Origin of the sequence: Rahnella sp. PAMC25617, from assembly GCF_050606005.1 — a bacterium.
Taxonomy (GTDB): Bacteria; Pseudomonadota; Gammaproteobacteria; order Enterobacterales; family Enterobacteriaceae; genus Rahnella; species Rahnella variigena.
On sequence record NZ_JBOCUM010000003.1, the window covers coordinates 107,830 to 121,046 of the forward strand.

The following is a 13,217-nucleotide window of genomic DNA, read 5'->3' on the forward strand; positions in this document are numbered from 1 at the left end:
TTGCGGCTCCTTAAGGCAACAGACCTTTGACGTTGATCGGTTTGGCTTCATTTTCAGCTTCGCCTTTCGACTTGCCGTCAATCGCCATACCGGCCATCCGGTAGAAATTGTATTCCGGATATTTACCCGGCCCAGAGATCAACAGATCTTCTTTTTCGTACACCAGATCCTGGCGTTTGAATTCGCCCAGCTCGAAGTCCGGCGTCAGCTGAATGGCTGTTGTCGGGCAAGCTTCTTCGCACAGACCGCAGAAAATGCAGCGTGAGAAGTTGATGCGGAAGAATTCCGGATACCAGCGACCGTCTTTCATTTCTGCTTTTTGCAGAGAAATACAGCCTACCGGACAGGCTACCGCACACAGGTTACAGGCAACGCAGCGCTCTTCACCGTCCGGATCGCGCGTCAGCACGATACGGCCACGGTAACGCGGAGGTGGATTGACCGGAACTTCAGGGTACATCTGGGTTTCGCGCTTGGCGAAGGCGTGCATGCCTATCATCCACAAGCTGCGAACCTGGGTACCGAACCCGACCACTATGTCTTTCAATGTCATGGTTTCATCACCCCTTATTGCGCGTTGTACAAGATGACCGCAGCGGTCGCCAGCAGATTAAGCAAGGTCAGTGGCAGGCAAACTTTCCAGCCAAATGACATCACCTGGTCGTAGCGGGGACGCGGTAAAGCAGCACGGATCAAAATGAACATCACCATGAAGAACGCCGTTTTCAGCGCAAACCAGATCACCGGATACAGGAACGGCCCCTGCCAGCCACCGAAGAACAAGGTGACGATCAGCGCAGAGACAGTCACGATACCGATGTATTCTCCCACGAAGAACAGACCGAATTTCATACCGGAATATTCAATGTGGTAACCATCGGCCAGTTCCTGCTCGGCTTCCGGCTGGTCAAACGGGTGACGGTGACAAACAGCCACACCGGCAATCGCAAAGGTCACGAAACCAAAGAACTGCGGGATGATGTTCCACATGTGCGACTGAGAAATGACGATGTCTTGCAGATTGAAGGAACCCGCCTGCGCTACAACGCCCATCAGCGATAAGCCAAGGAACACTTCGTAGCTCAGCGTCTGAGCGGATGCACGCATCGCACCCAGCAGCGAGTATTTGTTGTTACTGGACCAGCCAGCGAACAACACGGCATAGACGGTCAGACCGGCCATCATCAGGAAGAACAAAATACCGATGTTCAGGTCTGCGGCGAACCAGGTCGGGCTGACCGGAACAATCGCAAAGGAGATCAGCAGGGACGTAAATGCAATCATCGGCGCCAGCGTAAAGATGGCTTTGTCGGTGAATTTAGGTACCCAGTCTTCCTTGAAGAACATCTTGATCATGTCAGCGACCAGCTGCAGGGAACCGCCCCAGCCGACACGGTTTGGTCCGTAACGGTTCTGGAACAGCCCCAGCAAGCGACGCTCACCGAAGCTCATAAAGGCCCCGCAGGTCACAACAACCAGCAGGATCACGACAGCTTTCAGAATAGCGATCAATGAATCAATGACTACAGGTGTAAACCAGCTCATTGTGCTGCCTCCCGCAGATTTTCAACCGTTGCGCCAACCAGTATCGGAGGAATACCCGGCAAGCCCAGCGGCAGGCCAACCTGGCCCTGACTCAATGTTTCACTCAGACGAACCGGCAATCTGAGGGTCTGACCGGCACAGGTGAATTCCACCTGAGAACCTGCATTCACCCCTAATTGCGCAGCATCTGCCGGGTTAACCATCACATACGCCTGTGGCATACGTTGCTGGATCACCTTAGAGCGCTGTGTCATTTCTTCGCTGCCGAACAGGTGATAATAAGGCGCAACACGCCAGTTATCGCTCTGCGCAGTAAAGGCAGCCGGAATAGTGGTGAAGTAATCGAGTGTCCCCTCACCTGCTTCAATCAAACGCACACCCGGATCACCATGGCGCAGACTGCCGCCGACTTCACTCTGGAATTTGTTCCAGGCTTGTGGTGAGTTCCAGCCCGGCGCCCAGGCGAATGGCACCTGATTGCGGTTGGCTGTCGGGCTGTTGTTCCCTTCCATTGAGAAGGCAAACATGGTGTCTTTATCTTGCGGCTGACGCGGTTCATGAACGCTGATGTTCGCGCGCATGGCGGTACGACCACTGGAACGTGCCGGAGAACGCGCCAGTTTCTGACCACGGATACGGAAGCTGGCGTTTGGCGCAGCTTCTACCATGCCTTTCAGCTGTGGCAGTGCTTCAACGCAGGCTTCAATGACGTGATCCAGCTGCGTCCAGTCAACATGGCGGCTGTTGATGGTGGAATGCAGCGAGTGCATCCAGCGCCAGCTTTCCAGCATGGCAACCGTTGTGTCGTAGTAAGCCGGATCGTAAACCTGGAAGAAGCGCTGTGCGCGGCCTTCCTGGTTCACCAGCGTGCCGTCGCTTTCTGCGAAACTTGCCGCAGGCAGGATCAGGCTGGCTTTATCCATAATGCGCGTCCGCTGATGGTCAACGACCAGCAGGTTCTGCACATTCGCTAATGCCGCATCAACTTTCGCTTCAGGCGCCTGACGATAAAGGTCATTTTCCATGACGATCGCGCTGTCGGCTTCGCCACGGGTCAGCAATTCCAGTGCTTCGTCCAGCGAGCCGCCACCAATCATCGAAAGACCGATGCTGTTTGCCGCAGAAGCCACGAACGTAATGCCGACATCACTGCCAGCCACTTTCAGCGCTTTCGCGATATTTGCAGCGGCTTCGATGATGGCATCAGAACCGGCGCTCGTACCGGTGATGATCAGCGGCTTGCGCGCACCGGTCAGTGCCTGCACGATCACGTCGATTTTCTTGTTCAGGCCATCAGCAAGGTCGCTGACCGCTGGCGCAGAATTATCCAACGCATGGGCGATAGCAAAGCCGAAACGCGCCTGCTCATCAACCGGTGCACGGTAATTGTAAGCTGCGATATCGTCGAGTTTGGTGTTGTCCACGTTAGTAATGAACAGCGGATGTTTGGCGTGCTGACCGATGTTCTGGACTGCCGCGATTTGCCAGTCGGCTACGCGCTGAGCCGCAGCCATCGCGCGGGCTTTGCCTTTAACGGCCTGACGAACAGATAACGCGATACGCGCACCGGTCTGAGTCAGATCTTCGCCCAGCACCAGAACGGCATCGTATTCTTCGATTTCACGCAGCGCCGGTGTGTGAACACCGCTGTTGCGCAGAACGCTCAGCATCAGTTGCAGACGCCCCTGCTCTGCCGCGTTGATACCGGTATAGAAGTTTTCGGCGCCAACCAGTTCGCGCAACGCAAAGTTGCTTTCCAGACTCGCGCGCGGAGAACCGATACCGATGGTTTTCTTCGCCTGACGGATAATGTCTGCCGCGCCCTGCATCGCCTGTTCGGCGTTAAGTTCGATCCAGTCGTTACCACGCAGTTGCAATGGTTTCTTCGGACGATCTTTCAGGTTCACGTAGCCATAACCGAAACGACCACGGTCGCACAGGAAGTAATGGTTTACGGTACCGTTATAACGGTTTTCGATACGACGCAGTTCGCCGTAACGCTCACCCGGGCTGGTGTTACAGCCAACAGAACATTGCTGACAGATGCTTGGCGCAAACTGCATGTCCCATTTACGGTTATAGCGTTCGGAGTGCGTTTTATCGGTGAATACGCCGGTCGGACACACTTCTACCAGGTTACCGGAGAACTCGCTTTCCAGCGGGCCATCTTCCGGACGACCGAAATAGACGTTGTCGTGCGCGCCATAAACACCCAGATCGGTGCCGTCCGCGTAATCCTTGTAGTAACGAACACAGCGATAACAGGCGATACAGCGGTTCATTTCATGAGAGATGAACGGCCCGAGATCCTGGTTGTTATGGGTACGCTTGGTGAAACGGTAACGGCGCATACTGTGGCCGGTCATGACTGTCATATCCTGCAGGTGACAGTTACCGCCTTCCTCACACACCGGACAGTCGTGCGGATGGTTTGTCATCAGCCATTCCACGACGCTTTCACGGAATTCTTTCGCTTCAGAGTCGTCGATGGAAATGAAGGTGCCATCAGACGCTGGTGTCATACATGACATCACCAGACGACCGCGCGTGTCTTCCGCGTTTTGGTATTGCTTAACCGCACATTGGCGGCAAGCGCCGACGCTTCCCAGCGCCGGATGCCAGCAAAAATAAGGAATATCGAGGCCGAGAGAGAGGCAAGCCTGTAACAGGTTGTCCGCTCCGTCTACGTCGTATTCTTTGCCGTCTACATGAATCGTAGCCATAGTCAGCATGCTTCCACGTGGCCCGTCTAAACGGGCGTTAATCAAAAATTCTTGCCGGGTTGGCGTATATCATTCGACAGCGCGTCCCTTGTTCCGGAAATTCGCGCACAGCGGGCTCACGTCCGCTGCCTGTTGCCTTCACTACCAGCGCTCTTTCAGCAGATTGTTCGGCTGAATGCCCGCAATCGCATGTGCGTTGTTGTAATGCTGTTTGGCGATACCCGCCTCAAACTCTTCCCGGAAATATTTAATCGCACTCTGCAATGGCTCCACGGCACCTGGCGCGTGTGCGCAGAAGGTTTTGCCCGGGCCAAGCTGGCGGCAAAGCTGCAGGAGAGTTTCGATATCCCCCGGCTGGCCTTCACCACGTTCCAGCGCACGAAGAATTTTCACACTCCACGGCAGGCCATCGCGGCACGGTGTACACCAGCCACAAGATTCACGAGCGAAGAACTCTTCCAGGTTACGCACCAGCGGAACCATACCGATTTCATGGTCAACGGCCATCGCCAGTGCGGTCCCCAGACGGCTACCGGCTTTACCAATGCTGGCAAAGTCCATCGGCAAATCCAGATGATCGGCGGTCAGGAAGTCGGTCCCCGCCCCGCCCGGCTGCCAGGCTTTAAATTTCAGGCCATCACGCATGCCACCGGCATAGTCTTCAAGAATTTCACGTGCGGTAGTCCCAAACGGCAGTTCCCAGACGCCAGGGTTTTTTACCCGACCAGAGAAGCCCATCAGTTTGGTGCCGGCATCTTCACTTTTGCCCGCAGACATACCTTTGTACCAGTCCACACCGTGCTCCAGGATGGCTGGCACGTTGCACAAGGTTTCGACGTTGTTCACGCAGGTCGGTTTACCCCATGCACCGGCGGACGCCGGGAACGGTGGCTTGGAACGCGGGTTAGCACGGCGGCCTTCCAGTGAGTTAATCAGTGCGGTTTCTTCACCGCAGATGTAACGCCCAGCGCCGGTGTGAACAATCAGTTCAAAATCAAAACCGGTGCCGAGAATATTTTTACCCAGCAGGCCCGCTTCTGTGGCTTCCGCAATCGCGCGACGCAGATTCACAGCAGCTTCGATGTATTCGCCACGCAGGAAGATGTAACCACGGTAAGACTTCAGCGCGAATGCCGAGATCAACATGCCTTCCACCAGCAGGTGCGGCATTTGCTCCATCAGCATACGGTCTTTATACGTGCCCGGTTCCATCTCATCGGCGTTACACAGCAGATAGCGGATGTTCATGCTTTCGTCTTTCGGCATCAGGCTCCACTTCAGACCGGTGGAGAAACCTGCGCCGCCGCGCCCTTTCAGGCCAGCGTCTTTTACCAGATTGACGATTTCTTCCTGAGCCATGCCTTTAAGGGCTTTTTCTGCACCGACGTAACCGTTTTTGCTGCGGTATTCGTCAATCCAGACAGGCTGTTTATCATCACGCATACGCCAGGTCAGCGGGTGCATTTCTGGCGTGCGTTCGATGTGTCTTGGAATGTAGGTCATGCGTAGCGCTCCAGTAGCGAACCGATCGCTTCTGGCGTCAGATGGCTGTGCGTGTCCTCATCAATCATCATTGACGGGCCTTTGTCACAGTTACCGAGGCAGCAGGTCGGCAGCAGGGTAAAACGTCCGTCTTCGGTCGTTTCGCCCGGCTTGATGTGCAACTGTTGTTCCAGAGCAGCCTGGATCCCCTGATAACCGGTGATGTGGCACACCACGCTGTCACAGTAACGGATCACATGGCGACCCACCGGCTGACGGAAGATCTGGCTGTAGAATGTCGCCACACCTTCAACGTCGCTGGCAGGAATGCCCAGAACATCGGAGATCGCGTAGATAGCGCCATCAGGCACCCAGCCACGCGCTTTTTGCACGATCTTCAGCGCTTCGATGGAAGCCGCGCGGGCATCCTCGTAGTGATGTTTTTCGTGCTCAATCGCTTCACGTTCAGCGTCGCTCAGCACAAACACCGGCGGCGCGACGGGCTCGCTGACGTTGATGTACTGAACTTCTGAGTCTTTATTGATATCTGTCATCGTTAGCGGTCCACATCTGACATTACAAAATCGATACTGCCCAGATACACGATCAGGTCGGATACCAGGCTGCCACGGATTACGGACGGGATCTGCTGCAAATGCGGGAAGCTTGGCGTACGGACACGGGTGCGGTAGCTCATGGTGCTGCCGTCACTGGTCAGGTAGTAGCTGTTGATCCCTTTGGTTGCTTCAACCATCTGGAAAGATTCTTGCGCAGGCATGACCGGCCCCCACGACACTTGCAGGAAGTGCGTGATCAGGGTTTCGATGTGTTGCAGCGTGCGCTCTTTCGGTGGCGGCGTGGTCAGCGGGTGATCCGCCTTGAACGGGCCTTCCGGCATGTTTTTGTAGCACTGTTCCAGAATGCGCAGGCTCTGACGCAGTTCTTCCACTTTGAGCATCACGCGGGAATAGCAGTCACTGACGCCATCACCTGTCGGGACTTCAAAGTCAAAGTTTTCGTAGCCAGAGTATGGACGCCATTTACGCACATCGAACGGGATACCCGTTGCGCGCAGGCCAGCACCGGTGGTGCCCCAGGCCAGAGCGTCGTCTGCGTTATACGCAGCTACGCCTTTGGAACGGCCAATCAGAATGGTGTTTTTCAGCGCCGCTTTGACATAGGAATCCAGACGCGCTGGCATCCAGTCAAGGAACTCGCGCAGCAGACGATCCCAGCCCTTCGGCAGGTCATGCGCTACGCCACCAATACGGAACCAGGCCGGGTGCATACGGAAACCGGTGATCGCTTCCACCAGATCGTAGATTTTCTGACGATCGGTAAAGGCGAAGAACACCGGAGTCATCGCGCCCACGTCCTGAATAAACGTAGAGATATACAGCAGATGGCTGTTGATACGGAACAGTTCAGACAGCATGACACGGATGGTGTTAACGCGATCCGGCGTCACGATACCGGCGAGTTTTTCAACGGCCAGCACGTAAGGCATTTCGTTAACACAACCGCCGAGGTATTCGATACGGTCGGTGTAAGGAATGTAGCTGTGCCAGGACTGGCGTTCGCCCATTTTCTCAGCACCGCGGTGGTGATAACCGACGTCCGGAACACAGTCGACAATCTCTTCACCATCAAGCTGCAGGATGATACGGAAAGCACCGTGCGCGGACGGGTGGTTAGGACCGAGGTTGAGGAACATGAAGTCCTCATTTTCGGTACCACGCTTCATGCCCCAGTCTTCAGGCTTGAAGGTCAACGACTCCATCTCGAGTTCTTCTTTCTGCTTGGTCAGCTCGTAAGGATCGAACTCGGTGGCGCGTGCCGGATAGTCTTTACGCAGCGGGTGCCCTTCCCAGGTCTGCGGCATCATGATGCGCGTCAGGTGCGGATGGCCATCGAAGGTAATACCGAACATTTCCCACGTTTCGCGCTCATACCAGTTAGCGTTCGGGAACACTTTGGTGATGGTCGGAACATGGAGATCGTTTTCTGCCAATGCCACTTTGATCATGATGTCGCGGTTACGCTCGACCGAGATCAGGTGATAGAAAACGGAAAAATCCGCGGCCGGTAAACCGTCGCGGTGAGTACGTAAACGCTCATCAAAGCCATGCAAATCGAAAAGCATGACATAAGGTTTTGGCTGTTTTCGTAAAAAGGTAATCGCTTCCAGTAACTGTTCACGTTTGAACCACACCACGGGAATTCCGGTGCGGGTCGCCTGAACAGTAAAGGCCTCTGGCCCAAAACGGTTACGCAATTCGCCGATAACCGGATCATCGAGATGATCACGGGTATGCCATGCTGGCAGGGCGGAATCTTGCGTCGTCAAATCTGTCATATTTTTTTCACCACACTAAATGGTCATTTATGCCGTAAGGGGGATATTCATAAACACCTCCCCTCAGGGTTGACTCTCAGACCGCAGTGTTAAATCTCGTCCGGCGAACGCAGATTTGTCACTGCAATACGCTCAGCACGTTTACGCTCTTTTTCAGACTGCATATTCGCGCGGTAAACACCCTGATCGCCAACAACCCATGACAATGGGCGACGTTCTTTGCCGATGGATTCCTGCAGCAGTAGCAGAGCCTGCATATAGGCTTCCGGACGCGGCGGGCATCCCGGGATGTACACATCGACAGGCAGGAATTTATCCACGCCCTGAACGACAGAATAAATATCGTACATACCGCCGGAATTCGCACAGGCACCCATCGAAATGACCCATTTTGGTTCCAGCATCTGATCGTACAAACGCTGAATAACCGGCGCCATTTTGGTGAAGCAGGTTCCGGCTACCACCATGAAGTCAGCCTGACGTGGTGAAGCACGCAGAACTTCTGCGCCAAAACGCGCAACGTCATGCACCGCAGTGAATGACGTCACCATTTCCACGTAACAGCATGAAAGACCGAAGTTATACGGCCAAAGGGAATTCTTACGACCCCAGTTCACCATGCCATGCAGTGATTCCTGGAGATTTCCCATGAAGACGCTGCGTTTAACCTGTTCCTGAAGAGGATCGCCGACGACCTCCTGAGATTGCAGGGGGTAACGGTCGTTCTCACCGTCCGGGTCTATGCGGGTGAGCGTATAGTCCATCTTAATGCCTCGCTATGACTGCTTACTGAGGGTGACTGTTGGTATTAATCGCCGGGCTTGGTTTAACAGGTCCTTTCGAACGTGTTGGTGTCCAGTCGAGTGCGCCAATACGCACCAGATAGAACAAACCAGCCAGCAGTACCAAAATGAAAATGGTGGCTTCAACGAATCCGGTCCAGCCGCTTTCGCGAATAGATGTTGACCATGCATACAGATACAGGGCTTCAACGTCGAAAATAACGAAGAACATGGCGACCAGATAGAACTTGGCGGACAGACGCAGTCGGGCAGTGCCGACAGAGGCGATACCTGATTCAAAAGGCGTGTTTTTGTAACGCGCTCTGGCTCTCCCGCCAAGAAACGCGGCGCCCAGTAACATCAGGCAACAAAGACCCATTGCGACGACAAGAAAAACGGCGAACGCCCAGTGTTGAGCGATGACTTCAGTGGCTGTTGACATACTCATTGCTTACTCATCAAAAGTGGCACTTTGGCATCTGCTCTGTAAGGTCGGCAGCTTGCGCACCACATCGATTCAAGGGAAGGATTAAAAACCACACAGTTCACGGCTCAACAAGGCATTAAGCCAGTGATTTGTTGTGGGCTTTTTACCCTTTTCTATAACCTTTTGTCAACTTTGACAAAAGTATCTCCACATTAGTTTACATGCATAGCATTTAATTAACATATCATGCGCCGGTACTTAAGCTAAATCGTGTCAGTAAAATACTCTGGTAAAGCATGAGCCTGTGATGGGAGTTATGACATCTTTCGTACTTTCCTATTGTCGCAGGAATAGGCAGCGCTTCCACTCTCTTAATAGGGTTATTTTTTTGATCTGTGTCAGAGTTCTGTCAATTTTGAGAGATAAAAAGGCACACTTTTAACAAGTTTTGTTGATTTTCAAAAAACGACAAGCGATCTACGGAAAAATTTGATGCTATTTTTTAACGTTGAAAAATGCTGGTTTTTTCGCCATTTAGTCGCTCAATTGTGGTTGGGGAGTGTTGCGAACAAGGGTCTTTACAGGGAGCGGGAAGCGATAAGGTTATAAAAGGCGGGTTTTACGCGAAATAATAAACAGAAGCACTAAAAGTATAACTCTTGCACCTCAAAAGAGGTAGAAGCCTTTACCCCCGCCCCGTTAAGCGGAGGCGGAAGGTAAAGCTGGGCGAAAATATTAATTTTGGGGATCTGCCAGGAACTCCTGATCATCATCCACTACCGGACGCGGACCATAAGCGCTAAGCGAATAAGGATCATTCCCCTGCTCCACGGCATTGAAAATCGCCATGGCCAGTTCATTTTCACAACGGGCATTTTTGTACAGCACATACTGCGTGTCAGGCAGTCGTGGTAAACCGTCCTGTTCACCCAAAACACGTAACTCCGGACTCATCATTTCGATAGGTCGCGCAGTCACGCCCAGACCGGCACGCACTGCCGCACGAATGGCAGACAATGTAGAAGCCACATACGCAATACGCCACGGGATCCCTGCCTGATTAAGATGTTCAGTCGCCATTAAACGATAAGGGCTGGGCTCATCAAGCACCACCAGTGGCACGCTGTCCCCGGAAGGATAAGCAAAATCCGCTGAACAGTACCAGAGCGTTGGCGAAGTGCGCAGAACGATGTGCGGGTGGTCGGTATTGGTCATCGTAGTGATGGCCAAGTCCACTTCCTCACTTTCAAGCATCGATAGCATGAAAGGACTGCGTTTCACGCGGACATCAATCGACAACTTAGGATAGATCGACGTCACCCGGCTGAGCAGGAAAGGCAAAATGGTGTCAGCTGTATCATCTGACGCACCAATCGTTATCCCGCCCTGAACATTGCTGTACATCAAAGAGGTGCAGGCTTCATCATTGAAACGAAGGATTTTGCGTGCATACCCCAATAACTGAATACCATGTTCAGTTAATAATTTATTGCGTCCATGTCTGGCAAACAGTTCTTTTCCAACGAGTTGTTCTAGACGTTGCATTTGTTGGCTTACCGCCGACTGAGTACGACACACAGCAGCAGCAGCCGCAGCGAACGTATTTAAATCAGCAACAGCTACAAATGTCCTCAACAGGTCGAGATCGAGATTGAGGATTGGACGATTTGCAATTGTCATAGTTTTTCTTCACTTTATAGAATCTAATAACAAGCTACCCTGATGGTGCGTCAAAGTACCCGCAAAAAGCAGAATACCAGATATGTCGGATACTCACTCATTTGATAAGCTAAATTGAGAAATATTTGTGCATGAAAGTTTTGGCCATTGTGAGGATACGGGCATTAACTTCGCCCACTCTAAATCCACATAAAGGCTAAATGATTAGAGCATCTTAATTAATATAGTCTGTCCTGCTGAACCCTTCCATAACCCGCCTGCGTGCGCTTTCTGTCTGCAATAGCCGAAAATCCGCACGATCTCACGCATTGAAAACATAAGCCAAATTAATTAATAAAATCAGCCAGTGAAAATATAATTCAACAAATTCATTGAGTCACGCGAATAACAGAATTTCTCAGCCAGGTATAGTTAAAGCAAGATTAAGATTTTTCTAGTTTCTTCAAAATTTGTTTGCGCTGGAAAATTAAAATATAGGGCTCAAAAGCATTTTCATACATTAATGAAATAGGTTTCAGTTATCATTAAGAACATGATCATCTATCCAGCATTCATTATTATACATTAGCGAAATAACACTGACGCTTGTTAAGAATTTTTATCAATAAAACAGGACTGCCCAATTTTTTTTCAGAATTTATCGAGCTTTGGTAAGTTTTCATGATGTTCAGTTCAAAATTTGCTCTGGCGGGATTAACGCATTAAGCGGTGCAGCCAGCGAAAACAGTGAATTTATTGTTCGTAAAGTGTACATTTGCAAAATATAAAAACGAAAAACACACAGAAACAAGAATTAAAAACCACATGATGATTCAAACACTTTGTTAAAAGCCCGCCTCAGTTGACTTTACTGCTGTTTTTCACCAAAACGGTGCAAAGCCCTTCTCTTGCCCTCTGTCGGGGAGTAAATTGTGCCATTCGCACTGCTCTGCGGCCGCTCGTCGCCAGGGAAGAACAGGCTTTACTGCAAAAGGCTCTCATTTACATGTCCCCGATTGAAAAATCCCACAAACTGGACAACGTCTGTTATGACATTCGCGGCCCGGTGCTTAAAGAAGCAAAACGCCTTGAAGAAGAAGGTAACAAAGTCCTCAAACTGAACATCGGCAACCCGGCGCCATTCGGATTTGACGCACCGGACGAAATTCTGGTCGATGTCATCCGCAATCTGCCGACGGCGCAAGGCTACTGTGATTCCAAAGGTCTGTTTTCTGCCCGTAAAGCGATCATGCAGCACTATCAGGCGCGCGATATGCGCGACATCACGGTTGAAGATATCTATATCGGCAACGGTGTTTCTGAGCTCATCGTTCAGTCAATGCAGGCATTACTGAACACCGGCGACGAAATGCTGGTGCCTGCGCCGGACTATCCGTTGTGGACTGCAGCGGTTTCACTTTCCGGTGGTAACGCGGTGCATTATCTGTGTGACGAGGGCGCGGACTGGTTCCCTGATATCGCCGATATTCGTGACAAAATCACCCCGCGCACCCGCGGTATAGTGATCATCAACCCGAACAACCCGACGGGTGCGGTCTACAGCAAAGAATTGCTGATGCAGATTGTTGACATCGCCCGCGAGCACAACCTGATTATCTTCGCAGACGAAATTTACGACAAAATTCTGTATGACGAAGCTGAGCATATTTCAATCGCTTCTCTGGCACCGGATCTGCTGACCGTTACCTTTAACGGTCTTTCAAAAACCTACCGCGTGGCCGGATTCCGCCAGGGCTGGATGGTTCTGAACGGGCCGAAGAAGCATGCGAAAGGTTATATCGAAGGTCTCGAAATGCTGGCCTCGATGCGTCTGTGTGCCAACGTGCCGATGCAACACGCTATTCAAACCGCATTGGGCGGATACCAGAGCATCAGCGAGTTTATTCAGCCGGGCGGACGTCTGGTTGAACAGCGTGACCGCGCATGGGAGCTGATCAATGAAATCCCGGGGGTTTCCTGCGTGAAGCCGAAAGGCGCGCTGTATATGTTCCCGCGTATTGACGCCAAACGTTTCAACATCCATGACGACCAGAAAATGGTGCTCGACTTGCTGCTTCAGCAAAAAGTCTTGCTGGTTCAGGGTACCGCCTTTAACTGGCCGTATCCGGATCATGTCCGCATCGTCACGCTGCCGCGCGTGGACGAACTGGAAATGGCCGTTAACAAACTGGGCCGTTTCCTCGAGACCTACCGCCAGTAATGTTCAGGGCGCAGCATCAACG

Annotated in this window: 10 protein-coding genes; 1 reads left to right on the forward strand and 9 read right to left on the reverse strand. The window is 52.2% G+C overall.

The genetic code is table 11. From position 1 onward, the window contains the following. Nucleotides 1-10 precede the first annotated feature (10 nt). The 9 genes from nuoI to lrhA form a co-directional block, all read right to left on the reverse strand. Complete coding sequence (nuoI, locus tag ACM615_RS02610; protein WP_112289933.1) at nt 11-553, reverse strand: NADH-quinone oxidoreductase subunit NuoI; 543 nt, start codon at nt 551-553, stop codon at nt 11-13. A gap of 14 nt (nt 554-567) precedes the next feature. Continuing rightward, complete coding sequence (gene nuoH, locus ACM615_RS02615; RefSeq protein ID WP_112289931.1) at nt 568-1,545, reverse strand: NADH-quinone oxidoreductase subunit NuoH; 978 nt, start codon at nt 1,543-1,545, stop codon at nt 568-570. After that, a complete protein-coding gene (gene nuoG, locus ACM615_RS02620) occupies nt 1,542-4,268 on the reverse strand; it encodes an NADH-quinone oxidoreductase subunit NuoG (protein ID WP_112289958.1) in 2,727 nt (908 codons plus the stop codon). The genes nuoH and nuoG overlap by 4 nt, the downstream gene beginning before the upstream one ends. Nucleotides 4,269-4,409: 141 nt before the next feature. Further along, a complete protein-coding gene (gene nuoF, locus ACM615_RS02625; RefSeq protein WP_112289929.1) occupies nt 4,410-5,771 on the reverse strand; it encodes an NADH-quinone oxidoreductase subunit NuoF in 1,362 nt (453 codons plus the stop codon). Next, nucleotides 5,768-6,304 carry an NADH-quinone oxidoreductase subunit NuoE gene (gene nuoE, locus ACM615_RS02630; RefSeq protein WP_226790007.1) on the reverse strand — a complete coding sequence of 179 codons (537 nt, stop codon included), beginning with the start codon at nt 6,302-6,304 and terminating at the stop codon, nt 5,768-5,770. Before nuoE ends, nuoF begins: the two co-directional genes overlap by 4 nt. A 2-nt stretch (nt 6,305-6,306) precedes the next feature. Then, complete coding sequence (gene nuoC / locus ACM615_RS02635; RefSeq protein WP_013574591.1) at nt 6,307-8,106, reverse strand: NADH-quinone oxidoreductase subunit C/D; 1,800 nt, start codon at nt 8,104-8,106, stop codon at nt 6,307-6,309. 89 nt (nt 8,107-8,195) lie between these two features. Next, nucleotides 8,196-8,870 carry a NuoB/complex I 20 kDa subunit family protein gene (locus ACM615_RS02640; RefSeq protein ID WP_013574590.1) on the reverse strand — a complete coding sequence of 225 codons (675 nt, stop codon included), beginning with the start codon at nt 8,868-8,870 and terminating at the stop codon, nt 8,196-8,198. 22 nt (nt 8,871-8,892) lie between these two features. Continuing rightward, nucleotides 8,893-9,336, reverse strand: coding sequence for an NADH-quinone oxidoreductase subunit A (locus ACM615_RS02645; RefSeq protein ID WP_101076106.1), 444 nt, complete (start codon nt 9,334-9,336; stop codon nt 8,893-8,895). 714 nt (nt 9,337-10,050) lie between these two features. Continuing rightward, nucleotides 10,051-10,995: a transcriptional regulator LrhA gene (gene lrhA / locus ACM615_RS02650; protein WP_113877048.1), complete on the reverse strand. Its 945-nt coding sequence runs from the start codon at nt 10,993-10,995 to the stop codon at nt 10,051-10,053. A gap of 985 nt (nt 10,996-11,980) precedes the next feature. Between lrhA and ACM615_RS02655 the strand changes: the two genes are divergently transcribed. Then, complete coding sequence (locus tag ACM615_RS02655) at nt 11,981-13,195, forward strand: pyridoxal phosphate-dependent aminotransferase (protein ID WP_113877047.1); 1,215 nt, start codon at nt 11,981-11,983, stop codon at nt 13,193-13,195. Nucleotides 13,196-13,217: the final 22 nt, after the last annotated feature.

What these genes read in the sequence shown, in the direction of transcription:
- nuoI (WP_112289933.1), bottom strand. Translation starts at nt 553, where the DNA reads ATGACATTGAAAGACATAGTGGTCGGGTTCGGTACCCAGGTTCGCAGC.
- nuoH (WP_112289931.1), bottom strand. Translation starts at nt 1,545, where the DNA reads ATGAGCTGGTTTACACCTGTAGTCATTGATTCATTGATCGCTATTCTG.
- nuoG (WP_112289958.1), bottom strand. Translation starts at nt 4,268, where the DNA reads ATGGCTACGATTCATGTAGACGGCAAAGAATACGACGTAGACGGAGCG.
- nuoF (WP_112289929.1), bottom strand. Translation starts at nt 5,771, where the DNA reads ATGACCTACATTCCAAGACACATCGAACGCACGCCAGAAATGCACCCG.
- nuoE (WP_226790007.1), bottom strand. Translation starts at nt 6,304, where the DNA reads ATGACAGATATCAATAAAGACTCAGAAGTTCAGTACATCAACGTCAGC.
- nuoC (WP_013574591.1), bottom strand. Translation starts at nt 8,106, where the DNA reads ATGACAGATTTGACGACGCAAGATTCCGCCCTGCCAGCATGGCATACC.
- ACM615_RS02640 (WP_013574590.1), bottom strand. Translation starts at nt 8,870, where the DNA reads ATGGACTATACGCTCACCCGCATAGACCCGGACGGTGAGAACGACCGT.
- ACM615_RS02645 (WP_101076106.1), bottom strand. Translation starts at nt 9,336, where the DNA reads ATGAGTATGTCAACAGCCACTGAAGTCATCGCTCAACACTGGGCGTTC.
- lrhA (WP_113877048.1), bottom strand. Translation starts at nt 10,995, where the DNA reads ATGACAATTGCAAATCGTCCAATCCTCAATCTCGATCTCGACCTGTTG.
- ACM615_RS02655 (WP_113877047.1), top strand. Translation starts at nt 11,981, where the DNA reads ATGTCCCCGATTGAAAAATCCCACAAACTGGACAACGTCTGTTATGAC.